The sequence below is a fragment of the Arthrobacter sp. LFS091 genome, assembly GCF_047977885.1.
In the GTDB taxonomy this organism is placed as follows: Bacteria; Actinomycetota; Actinomycetes; order Actinomycetales; family Micrococcaceae; genus Arthrobacter.
Genome location: NZ_JBFPFP010000004.1, coordinates 435435 through 455374, shown reverse-complemented (window position 1 = coordinate 455374; position 19940 = coordinate 435435). Strand labels below are relative to the sequence as shown.

Below are 19940 nucleotides of genomic sequence, written 5' to 3'. Positions count from 1 at the left end.
CCTTCTGTCAAGTCACACGAATGCCCGGAGCCGCGGTTTCCTCGCCTAGGCTTAGGCCATCATCCCTCGCAGAGGTTCTGTGGGGAGTTACCGAAATGGAGCAGGGATGGGTATTTTTCGGCGCGTCATTTTGCCGGTTGCCTGGTTGGCCATATTCGCGGTTATCGCGGTGGCCTTGGTCAAGATCGCTTTTGTCGATGGCATGGAGTCAGCGGCATCGGAGCCGGCACCGCTGGCCCAAGTGGACATTCCGGTGGTCCCGGCCACACGGGCCACGGTCACCAACACCGTCCAGATCAAGGGCACCGTCCAGAGCGACGCAGCCGCAACCGTCCGCAGCACCTCGGCCGGAAAAGTCATCAAGGTCTTCGTTGATCAGGGTGCCACCGTTGCCAGGGGTGACGCGCTGTTCCAGGTCAAGGCCGAGCGCGCTGTCACCGGCGCACCGTCCAAGGACGGGACCCCGCCGAAGCCTGTCTACGACTACTTCGACATCCTTGCCCCCAGCGCAGGAACCCTGCAGTCACTCTCCACACTCGTTGACCAGCAAGTGACCGTTGGTGAGCCCGTGGGCAAGATCGATCCCGGAACCTACACTGTGGCGGGTTCAGTTACCGCCGCCCAGCAGTACCGGCTGCTCGGCAAGCCCGGTCCGGCAGAAATCGCCCTGGTGGGCGGCCCGGCGCCGTTCCAGTGCACCGAAGTGACGCTCAAGAACAACGCGTCCGACGACGGCGGCACCGGCTCCGGCGGTTCTGTCGCCAGCGGTGGAGGTGCTGGAATGGGCGTGGGCATGGCTGTTGCCGGCCCGGGGGCGCCGAGCCAACCGGAAGAAGGCGGCAGCCCCACAGGAACGTTGAGCTGCCCCGTCCCGTCGGGCCAGCAGGTCTTCCCTGGTTTGGGAGCCACCATGACGGTCAGTGCGGGCGTCGCACCGGATGTGGTGACCGTTCCGTTGACGTCGGTGAAGGGAAGCGTGAAGGACGGGATCGTCTGGATCGCGGGGCCGGGTGGGGCAGCGGCCGCACCCGAGCAGCGCACGGTCCAATTGGGCCTTAATGATGGCTCCGTGGTGGAAGTGACGTCTGGCCTGGCCGAAGGCGAGCAGGTCCTTGAATTCGTACCCGGCGCGCCGGCTGTCCCAGGGCCCATGGGTCCTGGACAGGTTGCCGTAGCCCCGGCGGGTTAGCGGCAATGGAGCAACCCAAGGAAACACTCGTCAGCCTCCGCTCGGTCACCCGGTCCGTCACCTTGCCGGACGAACAACAACTTCACATCCTCAAAGGCATCGACCTGGAGGTCCACAGCGGAGACCACACAGCGATTGTGGGCCGTTCAGGGTGCGGCAAATCCACCCTGCTCAACCTTTTGGGCCTGTTGGACGTTCCGACGTCGGGGGAGCTGGAGTTTCTGGGCCAGCCCGCTGACAGGCTGGGCAACAACGCCCGCGCCCGCCTCCGCGGATCCACCGTGGGCTTCGTCTTCCAGCAATTCAACCTGTTACCGGGACGCAGCGCGTTGGACAACGTGATCACCCCGCTGTTTTACGCCAAAGGCCGGGAGTTCTGGCGTCGAAGGGAACTGGCCATGGATATGTTGGACCGGGTGGGCCTCGCGGCGCGGGCCAACACCATGCCCAATATGCTCTCCGGCGGTGAGCAGCAGCGCGTTGCCATCGCGCGGGCCTTGGTCCGCCGGCCCCGGCTCATCCTTGCCGACGAGCCGACAGGCGCCCTGGACGTTGAGACCGGCCAGTCGGTCATGGCGCTGCTGGATACTGTCGCCACGGAAACCGCCGCGGCCCTGGTCACCATTACCCACGACACCAACGTGGCAGCGCTGGCCCGGGCTTGTTACCGCCTGGATTCCGGGGTCCTCAGCCCGCTCGCGCTCGCCGACACGGGGGTGTCCGCATGACGGGCGTGATCTCCACGTTGGTGGAAGCCTGGCAGGAACTCCGGATCAACAAGGTGAGAATTCTGTTGGCGCTCATGGGCGTTGCCCTGTCCGTGGCTGCCCTGACCTCCGTAGTGGGCGTGGGAAACCTGGCCCGCGAAGGCTACAAAGTGCAGTCGGAGCGCAACGGGGGACGTGTTGCCACGCTGGCCCTCAGCGTCAACGGCCCCACCCCTCCGGACCCGGAGAAGATCGAGAAGGTGTACCAAGGGATCCAGCAGCGCTACGGCATCACTACCTCCACCCACATGGGCCAGACCCAGGCGGGTTTTCAGTTTCCCCGCGGAGTGACCCCGGTGAGCATGACCATCGTGGACATCGGATACGGCACCATCCACCGCGTACCGCTTCTGCAGGGAAGCTGGTTCGCTGCCGACGACGGCCAAAGGCTGGCCCCCGCCGTCGTGGTTTCCGAAGCGTTCTACAACCAAGCGGGCAGGCCCAACCTGACAACCCACCCCACAGTCACCATTCCAGGTGACCAGCCGGCAACGGCCGTGATCATCGGCGTGGTGCCGGACGTTTTTCCGGACATGCCTCCGGCTGCGTTCATCCTCACCGAGGGTGCGGCCGTGACGGGGATGAAACCGCAAATGTCGGAGTTCAAACTGTGGGTGGGCGAGGAGCAGGCTGATGTCCTCATGGCCGCGATCACCGCAGACCTGCAAGGACAATTCCCCGGCTACTACGCCCAAGCCAACCGTGTCGACTACGCGGCCTGGGGCGACCCGCTTGCTCCCGTGCAGTTGGTGGTGGGCGGAGTTGCCGGGCTGGTGCTGCTCCTCGGGGCGGTCGGCATGCTGAACATCTCCATGGTCACCGTGCGCTATCGGGTGCGGGAAATCGGCATCCGGCGGAGCTTCGGAGCGACCTCGGGCCGCATCTTCGTGGGCGTCATGATGGAGTCCGTGGTGGCCACCGCGGTGGCGGGCATCGCCGGAGTGATGCTCGCCGTCGCGGTGGTCAAACACCCCTGGATCGAATCTAAGGTGGCTCCGGGACTCACTGAATATCCGGCCTTCCCCGTCGACGCGGCCCTTCTGGGCTTCGGTGCCGCCGTCCTGGTGGGTGCGCTCGCCGGAGCAATCCCCGCCCTGGTGGCGGTGCGCGTCAAGGTTATCGACGCAATCCGCTTCTGACCTCCTCCGTGAGCCGGCCTTGCTGAAGGCGGAAGCAGCGTTCGGTTTTCTGGGCCAGGCTGCGGTCGTGGGTGACCACCAGGATGGTGGTGTTGTGGTCGCGGCTCAGCGAGCTGAGCAGCTCGATGATGTGCTCACCGGTCTGCTCGTCCAGGTTTCCGGTGGGCTCATCAGCGAGGATCAGCTTGGGTTCGTTGGCCAGCGCACGGGCTATGGCCACCCGCTGCTGCTCGCCGCCCGAGAGCCGGTTGGTCCTGCGCGCGTGCTTTTCCGGATCCAGTTGAACCTGCTCCAAGAGCTCTTTGGCCCGCTGAAAACGGGCCGACTTGCGGACACCGGCGAACTCCATGGGCAGCATCACGTTGTCCACGGCGCTGAGGTTGGGGATCAGGTTGAACTGCTGGAACACGAAGCCGATGTCCCGGCGCCGGTATTCGGTCAGTTTGCCGTCCGGCAGGCCCGCCAGGCTGACGCCATCCACGACGACGTCTCCCGAAGTGGGCTTGTCCAGCGCGCCGAGGAGGGACAACAGCGTGCTTTTGCCACTGCCGCTCTTGCCGACGATGGATGCGAGCGAACCCTTCCCGAGTTCAAAGCTGACGCCGTTGACCGGCTTGATGGTCCGGTCGCCGGACTTGAACTGACGGACCAAATCCTTGACTACAATCACGGCTATTCTCCTCGGAGTACTTCGATCGGGCGGATACGTGCAGTCAGCAGCGCGGGTACCAGGGCGCCGATGATGGCTACAGCGAACACGGCTGCGATGCCTGCAGCGAGGACGCCGGGGGAGACGCTGGCCGTAACGGACGTCAGCAGTTGGGAAGCGCCGCCGAATGGACCTCCCTGACCACCACCCTGGAAGCCGCCACCACCGGGTAGTGAACCGTTCGGTACGGCCCCGGCCAGGCCGCCACCCCGCTGGGTCCTGGTGGCCGCCGTCGTGGTGGTGTTGGAACTGATCAGCGCCGAAGCGATGCCGCCGCTGGCAACGGAGGCAATGACGGCACCCACTACGCTGCCGAGGGCCACGAGCACCAGGGACTCCAGCACAAATTGCAGGCCGATGGTGCGGTTCGGGGCGCCGATCGCCTTGAGGACGCCGATCTCGCGGCGGCGTTCGCGGACCAGCAGTACCATGATGAGCAGGATGATGATGCCAGCTGTGGCCAGTGCGGCGATGAAAGCGATCAGTGAGATGTTCTTGACGCTGTTCAGGGAGCTGACGGCTGTTTCGAGGTTGCGCTGGCCCTGGGTGACGTCGGCTTTGTCCGCGCCCAGTGCGTTTTGGACGGCGGTCTTGGTGCTGTCCACGTTCTCCATGCTGTTGACCGTGACGATCATGGTGGAGAGTTCATCCGGGGTGGCGGCAAGGGCCTGGGCTTCGGGCAGTGTCACGTAGACGGCGTTGTTGCCGAACGTGGTTCCTGCGTCGAAGATGCCAGCTACCGTGAACGTTTTGTCCTGGACGGTGAAGGTTGAGCCCACGGTGAGGTTGTTCTTCTCGGCAAGCGAGCTGCCCACCAGGGCTTTGGCTTCGGCCGCGGTGTAGTCGCCCAGGCCGGTACCGCTGGTGATGTTCAGTGCCTTACCCGTGCTGTCCACCTCGGCGCCGGTCCCTGTTGCGGTGATGGGCAAGGTGCGTGTCGGCTGGGTGGTGGAACCGGTAGAGCCTGTTGTTCCGGTGGAGCTGTTGCGGTTGCCAAGAGTTCCGGCGTCGACGGCGGCCGTCAGGTTGGTGCTCACCGTCGCCTGCTGCCCGCCCGGACCAAATCCGCCACCCGGGCCGGCCTGCTGGGTGGTGCCGGTGGTCGCACCGGTGCTTCCCGTCGTCGTGCTCGCGGTTTGGAGCCGCAGCGCCTTGGTTCCCACCACGGACGTGACGTTGGCCACCGAGGCCACGGTCTGGGCTTCCGTCGTCGTGAGCGGTTCGCCGCCGCCTTCGAAGCCCTGGCCGCCTGCGGGGTTGACGGTCAGGGTGGTCCCCACGGAGGCGTTCAGCTCCTGGACCTTGGCACCCACGGCCTGGTTGGCCACGAGCATGGCCAAAGCCAAGCCGATGGCTACGGCCAGGACGGCAACAACCGCCGCCGTTCTGATCTTGTTGCGGAAGGCATTGCCTACGCTTCGGGCAAGGACGCTCACGTTTCTCCTCTGGACCTGCAGATTGTCCGGCCCGCTCAGGCGCGGGCCGCAGGTCCAACATTGCTGAGCACTGCTGTGCGGCGCACCAGCCGAAGCTATGTGTGGGCTGTGAAAGCGTGTTGGCAAAGCGTGTTGCCAAAGCAAAAGCCCGGCCCGCCTGTTTGGCGGACCGGGCTTGCTGTAAAGAGGTGTTACTTGGTGATCGGGCCCAATACCGGATCGTCAACGTAAGCCGTCTTGACGTTCTCCTTGGTCACGATCTGTGGCGGCAGGAGGAATGCCGGAACGGTCTTGACCCCGTTGTTGTAGGAGTCCTTGTCGTTGATCTCCAGCTGCTTGCCTGCCTGGAGGTCCTTCACCATGGTGATGGCGTGCTCAACGAGCTTGCGGGTGTCCTTGTTGATGGTGGAGTACTGCTCGCCGGCCATGATCGACTTGACGGACTCAACTTCGGAGTCCTGGCCGGTGACAACGGGGAGCGGCTTGCCGGCGGCCTTGACGGACGTCAGCACTGCACGGGCCAGGGTGTCGTTCGGGGACAGGACGCCGTCCAGTGAAGCGGTGCCGTAGCTGCCGGTGAGCAGCGTGTCAGCGCGACGCTGGGCGTTTTCAGCCTTCCAGCCCTGGGTAACAGCCTGCTCGAACGAGGTCTGGCCGGAAACTACCTTCAGGGTGCCGTCGTCCATCTTCGGCTTCAGGACGCTCATGGCGCCGTCGAAGAAGACCTTGGCGTTGGCGTCGTCGGGGGAACCGGCGAAGAGCTCAATGTTGTACGGGCCGGACGGCTTCTTGGCCTTCATGCCGTCCAACAGGGCCTGGCCCTGGAGGACACCAACCTTGAAGTTGTCGTAGGCCACGTAGTAGTCCACGTTCTCGGTGTTCAGGAGCAGGCGGTCGTAAGCGATGACCGTTGCGCCGGAATCCTTGGCCTGCTTGAGCTGCGTACCCAGCTGGGCACCATCGATGGCACCCACAATGATCACCTTGGCACCCTTGGTGACCATGGCACTGATCTGGTTCTGCTGCTCGGACACGCCGCCGTTGGCGAACTGGACGTCGGCCTTGAAGCCGGCGCCGGTGAGGCCGTCGTTGAACAGCTTCTCCGCCAGGACCCAGTTCTCACTGGTCTTCTGCGGAAGTGCGACGCCGATCAGCGAGTCCTTGGGGAACGCTTCCCCGCCAGCTGTGCTGCTGCTTGAGCCGCTGTCAGTGCGGCCGCAGGCCGTCAGCGCCAGTGCCGCGATGGCAGCGACTGCTGCTGCCTTTCCTGCTTTACCAAACATTCGCATATCTTGGTTCACTTTCTGTGTGGGTGGGGTGGAGCGAGTCGTGCGGAAACCTGTCAGGCTTCCTTGGAAATGACCTCTTTGGTGGAGGTGGCTTCTTCGGGCTTGAGCTCGTTGTTGCGCTGGAAGTTCTTCATCAACAGTCCGGTGATGGAGCGCTTGCCCTGGGACTTGTTGTAGACATCGAAGGCCACGGCGGCCAGGAGCACCAGGCCCTTGATGATCTGGGTGAGGTCGGCGCCAACGCCGAGGAGCTGGAGGCCGTTGTTCAGGACAGCCATCACCAGGCCACCGACGATCGAGCCGATAACCGTACCAACTCCACCGGTGACGGCAGCGCCACCGATGAAGACTGCGGCGATGGCATCCAGTTCCCAACCGACGCCGTCGAACGGACCCGATGCGGTAGAGCGGGCTACGAAGATCATGCCGGCCAGGCCAGCAAGGATGGACATGTTCATCATGACCATGAAGTTGACCTTCTTGGACTGCACACCGGACAGTTCCGCTGCGTGGCGGTTGCCACCCACCGCGTAGACGTGGCGGCCGAGGACCGTCTTGTCGGCGATGAAGCCGTAGATGAGGACCAGGACAGCCAGGATCAGGCCGGGGATGGGGAAGGAGGTGCCGGGACGGCCGGTGGCGAACAGGTACGTTGCGTAAAGGATGGCGCCACAGATCAGGACCAGCTTGGTGACCTCAACCCAGAGCTCCGGAACTTCGGCGCCAAGGGCCTTGGCGGCGGCGCGGGCACGCAGGGACATGATGATCACGAAAGCGACTGCTACCAGGCCAATAAGCAATGTGAGGTTGTTGAAGCCGGTGTTCGGCCCGATCTCGGGAAGGTACCCGGAGCCGATGAACTGGAATTCCTTGGGAACGGGAATGGTGTTGGACTTGCCCACGAACTGGTTGAAGCCACGGAAAAGCAGCATGCCGGCCAGTGTCACGATGAAGGCAGGTATGCCCACGTAGGCCACCCAGAACCCTTGCCAGGCACCGATCACCGCGCCCAGGAACAGGCCGAAGAGCACCCCGACCCACCAGGGGAATCCCCAGTCCCGCATCGCGAGAGCCACGAAGACGCCCACGAAAGCGGCTACCGAGCCCACAGAAAGATCAATGTGGCCGGCGATGATGACCAGCACCATGCCGATGGCCAGAATCAGGATGTAGGAGTTGCCGTTGAACAGGTTGATCACGTTGCCGGGGGTGAGCGTGCGTCCCTCGGTGAAGATCTGGAAGAAGACGATAAGTGCCACCAGGGCGAAGATCATGCCGAACTGGCGGGTATTGCCACCAAATAGCTTCTTGAGCGCGTTCATTGTTTTGGTCCTTGTGTCAGGAAGGGGTAAGTCTGGGCCAACGGGTCAGGCGGTCTTGCGGGCGGAAGTCATGAGTTTCATGAGGCTTTCCTGGTCTGCTTCGTTCTTGTCCAGGACGCCTGTGATGGCGCCTTCGAAGATGGTGTAGATACGGTCGGACAGGCCCAGGAGCTCAGGAAGCTCCGAGGAAATGACAATCACTCCCTTGCCTTGGTTCGCGAGCCTCTGGATGATGCCGTAAATCTCGTACTTGGCGCCCACGTCGATTCCGCGGGTGGGTTCGTCCAGGATCAGGAGGTCCGGATCGGTGAACATCCATTTGGCCAGCACCACCTTTTGCTGGTTACCACCGGAAAGCTTGGCTACGCCTTCCTCAACCGAGGGGGTCTTGGTGCGCAGTGACTTGCGGTATTCCTCCGCGACGGAGAACTCCTTGCGGGTATCCACCACCGAGTAGTTGCTGATCTTGTCCAGCGCCGCTGCCACAGTGGTGGTCTTGATGTCATCCAACAGGTTCAGGCCCAGGGACTTGCGGTCCTCGGTGACGTAACCGAGTCCAGCGTCGATCGCCTGCTTGACGCTGCGGAGGTTCACCGGCTTGCCGTCCTTATAGACCTGGCCCTTGATGAAGCGGCCGTAGGAGTGACCGAACAGGGAACGGGCCAGTTCGGTCCGCCCCGCACCCATCAGGCCGGCGAAGCCGACAATCTCGCCGCGCCGTACGTAGAAGTTGGAGCCCTTGCAGACCAGGCGGTCCTGGATCTGCGGGTGGCCCACGGTCCAGTCCTTGACCTCGAAGAAGACTTCGCCGATCTTGGGCTCGTGGTCCGGGAAGCGGGACTCGAGCGTCCTGCCCACCATGCCCTTGATGATGCGGTCTTCGTCCACGCCGTCGCGTTTGACGTTCAAAGTCTCGATCGACTTGCCGTCGCGGATGATGGTGATCTCATCGGCGATCTGTTCGATCTCGTTGAGCTTGTGGGAAATGATGATCGAGGTGACGCCCTTGCCCTTCAGGCCAAGGATCAAGTCGAGCAGGTGCTGTGAGTCGGATTCGTTCAGCGCCGCCGTTGGTTCGTCCAGGATCAGGAGCTTTACCGACTTGTTCAGCGCTTTAGCGATTTCCACGAGCTGCTGCTTGCCGACGCCGATTTCCTTGATGGGGGTATCGGGGTCGTCCCGCAGGCCGACGCGGGCCAGCAGCTCCAGGGAACGCTTGCGGGCTTCTGCCCAGTCAATGACGCCCCACTTGGTGGGCTCGTTGCCCAGGAAGATGTTCTCCATGATGGACAGTTCCGGGATCAATGCCAGTTCCTGGTGGATGATCACGATGCCTGCGGCCTCGCTGGCACGGATGTCCTTGAACTGCTGCGTCTCGGCTTGGTACACGATGTCGCCCGTGTAGCTCCCGTAAGGGTAAACGCCGGAGAGGACCTTCATGAGGGTGGATTTCCCTGCTCCGTTTTCACCACAGATGGCGTGGATTTCGCCAGCCATCACCCGGAGGCTCACATTGGACAATGCCTTCACGCCCGGGAATTCCTTCGTGATCGAACGCATCTCCAAAAGGATGGGATCACCTTGCGTGTCGAGGGATGTCATCAGCCCTTACGCCTCCAATGCATGACTTCGTTGTCGGCCCCGCAAACGGCGGAGCTGTCTGATGAAAAAGTAAACTGGATCACCCGGCTTGTCGTCAAGACTTGAACGCATCATCCAGCTAACGATTTCGTTACCTGCCAGTAATACCCGCGTGTTGGAACACCAAAGCGGCCGCTCCGAGTGCCTCTGCACGTGCCCCCAGCGAGGACATGGCCAGGTGTGTCGTCTCGCCCACAACGGGCACTGCGTGCCTGACCAGTCCGCGGCGGATAGGGTCCAGCAGCAGGTCACCGAGCCCCGCGAGAGGACCACCCACCACGATCACCTCCGGGTTGATCAGGTTGGATACGTTGCCCAAAGCGCGGCCGACCGCCAGCCCGGCGTCGTCCACCACCCGCTGCGTCGCGGAGTCCCCGGCGAGGCAATTGCGGACAATATCCTGGGGTGTCAGTAGCGACTCTTGCCCACGCCCCAGCAACTCGATCATGGTGGTTGTGGAGGCGATCGTTTCGAGGCAACCCCTGTTCCCGCACCGACACACCAGTCCATGCTCGTGGATGGTTGCGTGGCCGATCTCCCCGGTGATTCCCACATTGCCGTAATAGGGAAATCCATTGAGGATCAGGCCCGCGCCGATGCCGGATCCGATCTTGAGGAACATCAGGTTGGAGACGCCGCTGTGCGGTCCCCATGTCACTTCGGACAGCGCGCCCAAGTTCGCGTCGTTATCAACGAATACGGGGCAATTGAGTGCTTCCTCCAGCCGGTGGAGGATGTCGATGCCCACCCACTCAGGCAGGATGGCACCTTGGGCCACGGTGCCTGTGCGCCGGTCGATTGGTCCTGGAATGCCGGCGCCCGCTCCCACCACGGCAGTGCGGTCGATACCGTTTTCGCGGAGCAGTTTTTCCAGCAGTTGGACGGCCGCTTCGATGCCTTCCTCTGCCTGGTGACCCAGCGGCAGTTCGATGTAATCCTCGGCAATGACGTGATAGCCCAGTGACGCCAGGACCACCCGAAGGTGGCGGCGCCCAAAGTCGATTCCGACGGCGACCGCACCGTTGCTGTTCAGCCTCACGTTGGTGGCTCTGCGGCCGGAACTGGTGGTGGGTTCCGTCGAGACCAAGCCGGCGTCCTGCATGATTTTGACGATGTTGGACACCGTTGCCGTTGAGAGCCCGGTCTGACGCGAGAGCTCTGCCTGCGTGGATGGCCCGCTCAGCAAGCACTCGATGATGCGCTGTTGATTAAGGTGGCGGAGCGCCGACTGCGAGCCGGGTTTTCGAGGGTGGCTCTTCGTTGAGCGCTGTGTAGCGGGCATGACAAGAAGATTGCCCCACAAGCATCCTTGTAGTCAAGAAGTGAACACAGTGAGTCAACTTTCACCGAGATACTCCAACACAAGAGCAATTGCTATGTACCCCTTGTGAAGCTCTCTATGCGTTGCGGGGCCCGGTTTGCAGGGTTAGTGCGCGCCATACCGTGCAGAGCGGGCCTCACAACGCGACGGGAGCGGGCAATGCGTCCCATTTTGGAAGTGTCCGGGTCCAATTGCCTCAGTCATCAGGACGGGTCCCGGCCTAGGCTTGAATCAAGAAACTTCCCGGCCTTGAGATGAGCCTCCGGGATTTAGCGAAAACCTAGGTGGTAATGATGCTGCTATCCGTCCTGCAGGCCAACGCTTCCGTCATGGATGTCGAGGCGAACCTGCGCACTATCGACGACGCCGCGCAGCGAGCCGCCCACGCCGGTGCCGGGCTGCTCCTCACGCCGGAGCTGTTTCCCGTTGGATACGCACCACTGCGGCTCCATGCTGAACTTGATCCCGCCACGCTGCCAGGCATCCGCGCACGGCTGGTGTCGATTGCGCAGTCCCACGGCATTGGCTTGGTCTACAGCCTTCCTGCCGTAGCGTCGGGCCAGGAAACGCACGACGGCGCAGAGTCGCCTGCAGCTCATGGCGCCTGGAACATCACGGCTACTTTGCTGGACGCAACCGGCTCAGAGGTCCTCAACTACGCCAAGGTCCACCTTTTTGGCCAGGATGAACACAAGGCGTTCGTCGGCGCCCAAGAACCTCCCGCCGTCGTGGATTTCAATGGAATCCGGACGTCGATGCTGATCTGCTACGACGTCGAATTCCCGGAAGCCGTCAGGGCCGCGGCAACCAGGGGTGCCGAGCTTCTGCTCGTGCCCACGGCCCTGTCCGCCGGATTCGAGAACGTCCCGCAGGTCCTCATCCGGGCCCGCGCTTTGGAAAGCCAGCTCAACGTGGCCTACGCCAACCACTCCGGACACGAGGACGTGTACAACTTCCTGGGCGGCAGCGTGGTGGCCGGACCGGACGGCTCGTTGCTTGCCGCCGCGGGGGAGTCCGCGACGCTGCTGTTCGCCGAGGTGGGCACGGAAGCCGTTAAGGCGGCACGGGACGAAGTCCCATACCTGCGCGAACGACGGCCGGACCTTTATGGCAGCTGGGAACGCGGCAACTAACGCTGTCCGCTATCCACCCTCAGTGCAGCCGCGCGGACTAATAGCCCCCGCCCGTGCCGTCACTCGGGTTGGCGTTCCTGTACGTACCGCCGTCCCGGTAAACCCGGCCACGCTGGGATTGGAACGTCCCCCTGTGGGCGGGTGGCTTGTCCTTCGCCTTCCTCTTTTGGCGGAAGCTTCTCCAAACGACGCCGAGGGCAAGGGCGATCGGCACCGCTATGACAGCCAAGGTTTCCATAGGGTTGAGCCTAATCTGAAGCGGTGGCGCCCGCTGTCAGGAGATCGTCCACGTACTGCAGCGCAAACCACAACTCGGCCCGTACCTGTGCCTGGTTGAGGTCCATCTCCAGGAGTTCCCCGAGGACGCCGATCTGGCGACGCACGCTGTTGCGGTGCAGTCCCAGGAGTTTGGCCGAACCGTCCCAGCTGCCATTTTCACTGAGCCAGCCGCGCAGGACGCTCAACAGCGGGTCCCTGCGGTCCGGCTCCAGCGACAGCACGGGAGACAACAGCCGTGACGCCAACATGGTTCCCGCATCACGACCCAAGAGACCAGCCACGGTCCACGAAATCTCATCCACGCGGGCACTTACACCGCTTGTCACGACACGGCTCCGCAACGAGCTTGCCCGCTGGTACGCTGCCGTGAGCCCGGTCAGTTCCGTTAGCTCTCCGATCACCAGCCGCCAACCGAGTTTCTCGACATCTGCCAGCAAGGAATCGTCAACGCGCAGCCGGGTGATGGCCGCGAAACCATAGTCGGTAATCTCCACGAGTTTGGTGTCGAACAGCCGCCTCCATTGCAGCAGCTCCCGCACGGGCCCTTCATCCGCCGCGCCGTCCACCCGGACCCCCTGCACAACCCGTATCTGCGAGGATCGCGTGGAGGACAGGCTCTGCGCAAGCAGGTCCTTCAAACCGTTGATATGTTTGGTCCCGCCCGTGGCCAGCGATTCCGGGTGCAGGAGGACCGCCGTGGCCAATTGGCTGGGTGCAAGGGAGCCGCTGGTCCGCTGCCTCACCAGCAGCTCCAGCAACCCCACCGCAGCTTGCACTACGTTGTTCTGGGCAGGGGTCAGGGGCGTGTCCGAGCCGAGGATCAAGGCACCCAGGTTCGCGTCCTTGGTGCTGCGCAGCGGATGCCCGAACACCAGTGCCGACCCCGGCTGGTCGAAGCCGTCCATCTCCACGCGCGGCCCGCTCCCGGACAGCAACCTGCCCAGCATCGGTTCCAGGAGGGAATGTTCGACGCCGGTGCTGCCGCCGGCATTGTGCCCGCGCGCCCGGACCCGTCCGTCCGCGCCCACCAGCACGGCCCACACCGGCACCCGCTGCACGAGTGCGGCGAGCAGTTCGTGTTCGGGCCTGGGGGAGAGGACTGCCCGCATGAGTTGGCGGTTGGTGTCGGCCAGATGGCGGAACACCCGTGCGTTGTCGCTTTCCAGGAGCTGCGAGAACTCCAAGCCGATCGCCGCAAAGGGCACGGATTCGGGCACCTCGAACAGGGTGAGGTTGCGCCTGCGGCAAGCGTCCAGCAGCACGTCAGGGACGCCGTCGAAATAGGGCCTGATCCCGAATCCGAGTGCCGCCACCTTCGCTACCACCAGCCGCTGGACGTAGGCGTCAACCTTCTCCGCCGAGCCGCCCTCCCCAAGGAAAGGCAGCCCGGCGGTCAGGAGGAACTCGCCCTCGGGCAGGTAGGGCGTGGGGTCCTCCAGCTCACTCGGTTCCACCCATCGCAGCAGCGAGGAGCCGCTGCCGCCGTCGTGAAGCATTTTCAACTCCGGCGGCAGTTGCTCCACGAACTGTTCCAGCGTGACGAAACTCAGTCGGGCGGTGGCGGGCTCAGGCGACATTGCCCGGCCCGGCGGCTGCCGGCTCCTGGTAGTCGGGGCACTGGTAAGCGGCTGTGGCGTAGGCCCGCGGCAGGCGAGGGGCGATCCTGTTGATGATTTCGTCCCCGTGGCTGCCGATTGCGGCGCCCCAATCGTCGGCGCTCGCCGCCCCGCAGGCAGGGTCCCCGAACAGCACAGCTGTATCACCGACGTCGATTCCCGTGGCGTCCGGGCCCAGGTCGACCATGAACTGGTCCATGCAGACCTTGCCGATCACCGGTACGGCGCGGCCTGCGATATTCACCACCGAGCGCCCGCTGATGCCTTTGGGGATGCCGTCCGCGTAGCCGAGCGGGATCAGTCCGAGGTAGCGGGGTTCGTAGGTGATGGCCTGGTGTTCGTAGCTCACGCCGGTGCCGGCCGGGACTTTTTTGACCATCACCAACGGGGCGGTGACGCTGAGTGCGGGTCGCAGCCCGAAGTCTGCCGGGTCCAGGTGATCGGCGGGGGCGAGGCCGTAGATTGCCAGTCCTGCCCGGACCATGTCGAAGTGGAATTCGGGCCGGTCCAGGATGTTGGCGGAGCTGGACACGTGCCGGAGATCGGGGGTGAGTCCGGCTTCCCGGGCCTGACGGACCGCATCTTCGAACTCTGCGACGGCGGTGGCGTTACCGGGGTGCGCGGGAACATCGGCCCAGGCCAGGTGGGTCCAGAGGCCTCGAACCCGCAGAGTCCCGTCGAGTTCGGCCTCCCGTGCCCGGGCTACCAGTTCGGCCCAATCCTCCTTGCGCGCGCCACCGCGGCTAAGGCCGCTGTCCAGCTCCAAATGCACGACGGCGGGCCGGCCAAGGCGTCCAGCGATGCCTACCAGCACCTCCAGTTGGCCGACGCTTCCAAGCGAAACATCAATGTCGTTTTCGAGGGCTTCAAGAATGGTGGCGCTTGTCTGGGATGCCAGATAGAGCCAGGAAAGGATGGGGACGGTGACTCCTGCTTGCCGTAGCGCGATGGCTTCGGTGAGCTGGGCGGTTCCCAGCCAGTCCGCGCCCGCCGCAATGGCTTCGCGGGCCACTTCCACGAGTCCGTGACCATAGGCATTGCCCTTCACGACGGCCATGAAATAGGGCGCTTCGCTGCGCTCTTTCAAGGACCGGACATTGTCTGAAATTGCGGACAGATCTACGGTGACCTGTCCGGAAAGGGCGGCCGGGGCTGCCCCTTGATAATGTGCATTACGTCTCATGGTTGAACACTATAGGTCATTTTGCACCGCAGTGAGAGGTGGCTCACATGCCAGTCTTGTGGAGGGGAAATCGAAACTACTTTGAAGGGACGTCAAGGGTGACCGTGCCTGTGAACACCGAAAACGAAGCGGCGGTGAGCGTGACGAGGCCGAGCCTCGGTGCGCAGCTCCTGCGCCGCAAGCCCATCGGCCAGATGGTCGATGAAGCCGGAGGCGGCGAGGGCGGTACGCCGTTGGTCCGCAGCTTCGGCGTACTCCAGCTGACCATGATCAGTGTTGGTGCCACGCTTGGCACCGGCATCCTCGTGATCCTGGGTGAATCCGTGCCGCTGGCGGGACCGGCCATTTGGATCTCCTTCGTCATCGCCGGCGTGGCCGCGCTCCTCTCGGCTGTTTCGTACGCCGAAATGGCCGGCCTCGTCCCCGTGGCAGGATCCAGCTATTCCTATTCCTACGCCACCATGGGTGAGGGCATGGCCTGGATTTGCGGGTGGTGCCTGGTGCTGGAGTATGCGGTCTCTGTCGCAGCTGTAGCCGTGGGTGCGGGGCAGTACGTCAATGAGACGTTGGCAGCGTTTGGGCAGGTCCTGCCTGATGCCATCAGCCAGCCCCCGGGCGATGGGGGCGTTCTCAACCTCCCCGCGCTGATCATCGTGGTGCTTGCCATGATCCTGCTGGTGCGGGGTGCACGGGAAAGCGCCTGGATCAACACCACAATCGTCATCATCAAGGTGGGTATCCTGATCTTCTTCTGCGCTGTGGCCTTCACTGCCTTCAACGCAGGGAACTTCGAGCCGCTCATGCCCATGGGCGCAGCCGGTGTTTCTGCCGCAGCGTCGAGCGTCTTCTTCTCCTACATCGGCTTTGATGCCGCCTCCACCGCCGGCGAGGAAGCCAAGAACCCCAAACGTGACCTTCCCCGCGCCATCCTGCTCTCCATGGTGATCGTCACCAGCATCTATGTCCTGGTTTCCGTCGCCGCCATCGGAGCCCGTCCCTGGGGCTGGTTCGATGGGACCGAAGCCGCACTGGTTCAGATCCTCCACGAAATCACCGGCCAGCCGTGGATCGCACTGGTCTTCTCGGTGGGTGCCGTCCTGGCGATCGCCAGCATCGTTCTCACCGTCCTCTACGGACAGACTCGCATCATGCTGTCCATGTCCCGCGATGGCATGGTGCCCAAGGTCTTTGGCCGCGTCTCCCGCCGAACCGGCACCCCGGTGGCCGGAACCCTGATCATCGGCTCAGTCGTCGCCCTCACCGCCGGGCTTGTCCCGCTCGGGGCCCTGGCCGACGCCACCAGCATCGGCACGCTCTTCGCTTTCGCCCTGGTCAATGTCGCCGTCATCTACCTCCGGCGCAACCGCCCCGACCTTGAGCGCAGCTTCCGGGTTCCGCTGTACCCCATCACGCCGATACTTGGCACCCTGATGTGCGCATACTTGATGCTCAACCTCGGCGCCGACACCTGGGTGACATTCGGCGTATGGATGTTGGTGGGCATCGCCATCTACTTCGGCTATGGACGCCGGAACTCCAAGGTAGCCGCGCTCAGTGAGCAGGACTACCTGAAATGACCACCAGGGCCGTCCGCCCGGAACCTGTGAAAGCAGTCAACCCATGACCATTGCCACCGAACTCCCTCACGTCGATGACGCCGGAGCGCCCGGAGAAGCACCGATCACCATGCTGAATCCGGACTTCCCCTTCAGCTACGACCACTACCTGGCTCACCCTGACGGGCTGGGCTCCGTTCCGGAAGAGCTGTACGGCACCGAAGTGGCCATCATCGGTGCCGGCCTGTCCGGACTGGTCACTGCCTACGAACTGATGAAGCTCGGCCTCAAACCGGTCATCTACGAGGCCGACCAGATCGGTGGCCGTCTCAGGACAGCCAGCTTCCCGTCCGCCCCGGGCGTCACAGCCGACCTTGGCGGCATGCGCTTCCCGGTCTCGGGTAAGGCGTTCTACCACTACGTGGACCTGCTGGGCCTGGACACCAACGACTTCCCCAACCCCATGGCCCCGGCCACGTCCAGCACCGTCATTGAGCTCGCCGGCAAGAAGCACTACGCCACCACCGCTGATGAGCTGCCGGAGTTCTTCCGCGAAGTCGCCGATGCCTGGAAGGCCGCAGTGAACGACGGCGCGGCCTTCGCCGAAATGCAGGAAGCCATCAAGGCCCGCGACACCCGGCGGATCAAGGAGCTGTGGAACGCGCTCCTGCCGGAACTGGACGAGCAGACCTTCTACGGCTTCATCGCTGCCAGTAAGTCCTTCAAGGAAGCCGGCTTCGCCCACCGTGAAGCGTTCGGCCAGGTGGGCTTCGGCACCGGCGGCTGGGACACGGACTTCCCCAACTCCATCCTCGAAATCCTCCGGGTTGTTTACACCGACGCCGACGATCAGCACCGCTCCATCGCGGGAGGAGCGCAAAGGCTCCCTGAGGCACTTTGGAACCACGCGCCGTCGGGCATTAAGCACTGGCCGGAAGGAACGTCCCTTTCGTCCTTGCACTCCGGCTCGCCGCGCGGAGCGGTGGACAACATCCGCCGCGCAGAAAACGGCGACCTCCTGGTCCGGGAGAACTGGGGACGCGAAGCGACGTACCAGGCCGTAGTGACCACCTGCCAGTCGTGGCTGTTGTCGACGCGCATCCACACCGAGGAAGCGCTGTTCCCGGCCGAGCTGTGGACGGCGATCGAGCGCTCGCACTACATGCAGTCGTCCAAGACGTTCGTCATGGTGGACCGGCCGTTCTGGAAGGACATCGACCCGGAGACCGGGCGCGAAGTTTTGTCCATGACGCTCACCGACCGCCTCAACCGGGCCACGTACCTGCTCGACGACGGCCCGGACAAGCCCGCTGTCATCCTCCTGTCCTACACCTGGAACGACGATGCCCTGAAGTGGCTGGCGCTCAGCGCCGAGGAACGCGTGAAGCTGATGCTGCACTCCTTGGAGCAGATCTACCCGGGCGTGGACATCGCGAGCCACATCGTTGGCCAACCCATCACCGTGTCTTGGGAGGCGGATCCCAACTTCATGGGCGCCTTCAAAGCCAACCTGCCCGGGCACTACCGGTACCAGCAGCGGCTTTTCACGCACTTCAAGCAGGACAAGTTGCCCGAGCACCAGCGCGGCATCTTCCTTGCCGGGGATGACGTGTCCTTCACTGCGGGCTGGGCCGAAGGAGCTGTGACCACCGGCCTCAACGCTGTGTGGGGCGTGGTGAACCACCTCGGCGGTTCGTCCGTTGCCGGCAACCCGGGCCCGGGTGACCTCTTGGATGAGCTCGGTCCGATCAGCCTGGATTAGGTTCCGTTGCGAGGCCCGCTTTACGCACCAAAACCCTTGGTTGGCGCGTAGAGCGGGCCTCGCATTTGTCATTTAAGCGTGCATTTCCCGGTGCGCCGCAGCGAGTTCCTTGTAGTGGGCCGCGTTGTGCTTGACGCCCTCAAACTCGTCGTCCGTCAGTTCCCGCCGGACCTTTGCCGGGACACCCGCCACAAGTGAGCGCGGGGGAATAACCGTGCCCTCCAACACCACCGCACCAGCGGCAATAAGGGAGCCGGTACCAATCACGGCGCCATTCAGGATCGTGGCGCTCATGCCAATCAGGCAGTCGTCCTCCACAGTGCAGCCATGGACCACAGCGCTGTGGCCGACGGAGACGCGCTTGCCCACGGTGCAGGGGAACCCGGGGTCGGCGTGGAGGACTACGTTGTCCTGCAGATTGGACCCTGCGCCGACCTTGATGGCGGCAGTGTCAGCGCGGACGGAGACGCCGTAGAAGGCGCTGGAGTCCTCGGCCAGCGTGGCCTTGCCAATGATGGACGCAGTGGGTGCCACAAAAGCAGATTCATGGATGTCCGGGGTGTCCCCGGCGAACGTGTAGGAAGGAGCCATGCGCCCAGCTTAGTTGGGCGCGGCGGGCCCTTAGTTGAACACTACGGTCCGGGTGCCATCGAGCAGCACGCGGTGTTCGGCCTGCCACTGCACCGCCTGCACCAGCGTACGGCCCTCGACGTCCCGGCCCATCTGAACGAACTGCTCCGCCGTACGGGCGTGGTCAACGCGGATGACTTCCTGCTCGATGATCGGGCCCTCATCCAGGTCGGCTGTCACATAGTGGGCCGTGGCGCCAATGATCTTCACACCGCGGGCATGGGCCTGGTGGTAAGGCTTGGCGCCCTTGAAGGACGGGAGGAAGGAGTGGTGGATGTTGATGGCCCGGCCGTTCAGCTCCTTGCACAGGTCATTGGAGAGGATCTGCATGTAACGGGCCAGGACCGTGAGTTCAACATCGTGTTCGGCGATGAGCTTGAGCAGCGCGGCCTCGGCGTCTGCCTTGGTATCGGCCGTCACGGGAATGTGGTGGAACGGGATGCCGTAGAACTCCGCAAGGGACTCCAGGTCACGGTGGTTGGACACGATGGCCGGGATCTCAATGGGCAACGTTCCGGCGCGTTGTGCGAACAGGAGGTCGTTCAGGCAGTGGGCGTCTTTGGAGCACAGGATCAGGGTGCGCACCTTTTGCCCGACGGGGTTGATCTGCCACGTCATCCCGAACGATTCAGCCACCGGCTGCAGCGCGGCTGTCAGTTCCGCCTGCGTGCTCGACGTCGTTGCCTCCACACGCATGAAAAAGTTGCCGGTGCTGGGGCTTCCGTATTGCTGGGAGTCAGCGATGTTGCATCCCGCCTCGAGCAAGGCGCCGGCTACCGCATGAACGATGCCGGGGCGGTCAGGGCAGGACAGTGTTACTACGAAAGCGGTGGATTCAGTCACACGATCAAGCCTACCTGTGCTGCCTTGTTGTACTGTTAACGGGTCGCAACTGGCGTTGGGTGGACTACCACCAGGGAGCGGCAATCATGAAGACCACGGATCGTACGCCTGGGCCGAGGGTCATG

The 19940-nt window shown here is 63.6% G+C and carries 16 protein-coding genes and 1 pseudogene; 6 read left to right on the top strand and 11 right to left on the bottom strand.

What is annotated here, in order from left to right; genetic code table 11:
• Nucleotides 1-106: 106 nt before the first annotated feature.
• Genes ACNQOP_RS10235 through ACNQOP_RS10225 form a run of 3 tightly spaced genes read left to right on the top strand, consistent with a single transcriptional unit; the run spans nucleotide 107 to nucleotide 3095 of the window.
• Nucleotides 107-1189, top strand: coding sequence for a hypothetical protein (locus ACNQOP_RS10235; protein ID WP_416404386.1), 1083 nt, complete (start codon nucleotides 107-109; stop codon nucleotides 1187-1189).
• Between the two features lie 5 nt (nucleotides 1190-1194).
• Nucleotides 1195-1917, top strand: a complete 723-nt coding sequence (locus tag ACNQOP_RS10230; protein WP_416404385.1) for an ABC transporter ATP-binding protein — start codon at nucleotides 1195-1197, stop codon at nucleotides 1915-1917.
• Complete coding sequence (locus ACNQOP_RS10225; RefSeq protein ID WP_416404384.1) at nucleotides 1914-3095, top strand: ABC transporter permease; 1182 nt, start codon at nucleotides 1914-1916, stop codon at nucleotides 3093-3095. Before ACNQOP_RS10230 ends, ACNQOP_RS10225 begins: the two co-directional genes overlap by 4 nt.
• Here the strand turns inward: ACNQOP_RS10225 and ACNQOP_RS10220 are convergent.
• From ACNQOP_RS10220 to ACNQOP_RS10195, 6 genes are all read right to left on the bottom strand, one after another.
• Nucleotides 3073-3765, bottom strand: a complete 693-nt coding sequence (locus ACNQOP_RS10220; protein WP_416404383.1) for an ABC transporter ATP-binding protein — start codon at nucleotides 3763-3765, stop codon at nucleotides 3073-3075. The genes ACNQOP_RS10225 and ACNQOP_RS10220 overlap by 23 nt on opposite strands.
• 2 nt (nucleotides 3766-3767) lie before the next feature.
• Entirely contained in the window at nucleotides 3768-5240 is a 1473-nt protein-coding gene (locus ACNQOP_RS10215) for an ABC transporter permease (RefSeq protein ID WP_416404382.1), read from the bottom strand.
• A gap of 191 nt (nucleotides 5241-5431) precedes the next feature.
• A complete protein-coding gene (locus tag ACNQOP_RS10210; RefSeq protein ID WP_257368758.1) occupies nucleotides 5432-6529 on the bottom strand; it encodes a sugar-binding protein in 1098 nt (365 codons plus the stop codon).
• A gap of 53 nt (nucleotides 6530-6582) precedes the next feature.
• Entirely contained in the window at nucleotides 6583-7851 is a 1269-nt protein-coding gene (gene mmsB, locus ACNQOP_RS10205) for a multiple monosaccharide ABC transporter permease (protein ID WP_284986080.1), read from the bottom strand.
• A 45-nt stretch (nucleotides 7852-7896) separates the two neighbouring features.
• Nucleotides 7897-9453 (bottom strand): multiple monosaccharide ABC transporter ATP-binding protein, encoded by a 1557-nt coding sequence (gene mmsA, locus ACNQOP_RS10200; protein ID WP_284986081.1) that lies wholly within the window; start codon nucleotides 9451-9453, stop codon nucleotides 7897-7899.
• A gap of 130 nt (nucleotides 9454-9583) precedes the next feature.
• Complete coding sequence (locus tag ACNQOP_RS10195) at nucleotides 9584-10774, bottom strand: ROK family transcriptional regulator (protein ID WP_235519187.1); 1191 nt, start codon at nucleotides 10772-10774, stop codon at nucleotides 9584-9586.
• 329 nt (nucleotides 10775-11103) lie between these two features.
• Here ACNQOP_RS10195 and ACNQOP_RS10190 point away from each other — a divergent pair, with 329 nt between their 5' ends.
• Nucleotides 11104-11946, top strand: coding sequence for a carbon-nitrogen hydrolase family protein (locus ACNQOP_RS10190; RefSeq protein WP_284986083.1), 843 nt, complete (start codon nucleotides 11104-11106; stop codon nucleotides 11944-11946).
• A 37-nt stretch (nucleotides 11947-11983) separates the two neighbouring features.
• Here the strand turns inward: ACNQOP_RS10190 and ACNQOP_RS10185 are convergent, their stop codons facing one another.
• From ACNQOP_RS10185 to alr, 3 genes are read right to left on the bottom strand one after another with little or no spacing between them, the layout of a single operon-like run.
• Nucleotides 11984-12184 (bottom strand): hypothetical protein, encoded by a 201-nt coding sequence (locus ACNQOP_RS10185; RefSeq protein WP_257368752.1) that lies wholly within the window; start codon nucleotides 12182-12184, stop codon nucleotides 11984-11986.
• A 10-nt stretch (nucleotides 12185-12194) separates the two neighbouring features.
• Nucleotides 12195-13802 (bottom strand): PucR family transcriptional regulator ligand-binding domain-containing protein, encoded by a 1608-nt coding sequence (locus ACNQOP_RS10180; RefSeq protein ID WP_416404381.1) that lies wholly within the window; start codon nucleotides 13800-13802, stop codon nucleotides 12195-12197.
• Entirely contained in the window at nucleotides 13792-15024 is a 1233-nt protein-coding gene (alr, locus tag ACNQOP_RS10175) for an alanine racemase (RefSeq protein WP_416404380.1), read from the bottom strand. The genes ACNQOP_RS10180 and alr overlap by 11 nt, the downstream gene beginning before the upstream one ends.
• Nucleotides 15025-15218: 194 nt before the next feature.
• Between alr and ACNQOP_RS10170 the strand changes: the two are divergent.
• Both ACNQOP_RS10170 and ACNQOP_RS10165 read left to right on the top strand, forming a co-directional pair.
• Nucleotides 15219-16648, top strand: a pseudogene (locus tag ACNQOP_RS10170) (amino acid permease).
• Nucleotides 16645-18342 (top strand): flavin monoamine oxidase family protein, encoded by a 1698-nt coding sequence (locus ACNQOP_RS10165; protein ID WP_257368749.1) that lies wholly within the window; start codon nucleotides 16645-16647, stop codon nucleotides 18340-18342. The pseudogene ACNQOP_RS10170 and the gene ACNQOP_RS10165 overlap by 4 nt, the downstream one beginning before the upstream one ends.
• Nucleotides 18343-18414: 72 nt before the next feature.
• Here ACNQOP_RS10165 and ACNQOP_RS10160 read toward each other — a convergent pair whose 3' ends face one another.
• Nucleotides 18415-18933, bottom strand: coding sequence for a gamma carbonic anhydrase family protein (locus ACNQOP_RS10160; protein WP_416404379.1), 519 nt, complete (start codon nucleotides 18931-18933; stop codon nucleotides 18415-18417).
• Nucleotides 18934-18963: 30 nt separating this feature from the next.
• A complete protein-coding gene (gene purU, locus ACNQOP_RS10155) occupies nucleotides 18964-19815 on the bottom strand; it encodes a formyltetrahydrofolate deformylase (protein ID WP_257368747.1) in 852 nt (283 codons plus the stop codon).
• Nucleotides 19816-19940: the final 125 nt, after the last annotated feature.

Excerpts from the sequence above, each read along its gene's own strand:
- mmsB (WP_284986080.1), bottom strand. The coding sequence starts at position 7,851 with ATGAACGCGCTCAAGAAGCTATTTGGTGGCAATACCCGCCAGTTCGGC.
- mmsA (WP_284986081.1), bottom strand. The coding sequence starts at position 9,453 with ATGACATCCCTCGACACGCAAGGTGATCCCATCCTTTTGGAGATGCGT.
- ACNQOP_RS10225 (WP_416404384.1), top strand. The coding sequence starts at position 1,914 with ATGACGGGCGTGATCTCCACGTTGGTGGAAGCCTGGCAGGAACTCCGG.
- ACNQOP_RS10190 (WP_284986083.1), top strand. The coding sequence starts at position 11,104 with ATGATGCTGCTATCCGTCCTGCAGGCCAACGCTTCCGTCATGGATGTC.
- ACNQOP_RS10165 (WP_257368749.1), top strand. The coding sequence starts at position 16,645 with ATGACCATTGCCACCGAACTCCCTCACGTCGATGACGCCGGAGCGCCC.
- alr (WP_416404380.1), bottom strand. The coding sequence starts at position 15,024 with ATGAGACGTAATGCACATTATCAAGGGGCAGCCCCGGCCGCCCTTTCC.
- ACNQOP_RS10230 (WP_416404385.1), top strand. The coding sequence starts at position 1,195 with ATGGAGCAACCCAAGGAAACACTCGTCAGCCTCCGCTCGGTCACCCGG.
- ACNQOP_RS10195 (WP_235519187.1), bottom strand. The coding sequence starts at position 10,774 with ATGCCCGCTACACAGCGCTCAACGAAGAGCCACCCTCGAAAACCCGGC.
- ACNQOP_RS10180 (WP_416404381.1), bottom strand. The coding sequence starts at position 13,802 with ATGTCGCCTGAGCCCGCCACCGCCCGACTGAGTTTCGTCACGCTGGAA.
- ACNQOP_RS10210 (WP_257368758.1), bottom strand. The coding sequence starts at position 6,529 with ATGCGAATGTTTGGTAAAGCAGGAAAGGCAGCAGCAGTCGCTGCCATC.
- ACNQOP_RS10235 (WP_416404386.1), top strand. The coding sequence starts at position 107 with ATGGGTATTTTTCGGCGCGTCATTTTGCCGGTTGCCTGGTTGGCCATA.
- ACNQOP_RS10185 (WP_257368752.1), bottom strand. The coding sequence starts at position 12,184 with ATGGAAACCTTGGCTGTCATAGCGGTGCCGATCGCCCTTGCCCTCGGC.
- ACNQOP_RS10160 (WP_416404379.1), bottom strand. The coding sequence starts at position 18,933 with ATGGCTCCTTCCTACACGTTCGCCGGGGACACCCCGGACATCCATGAA.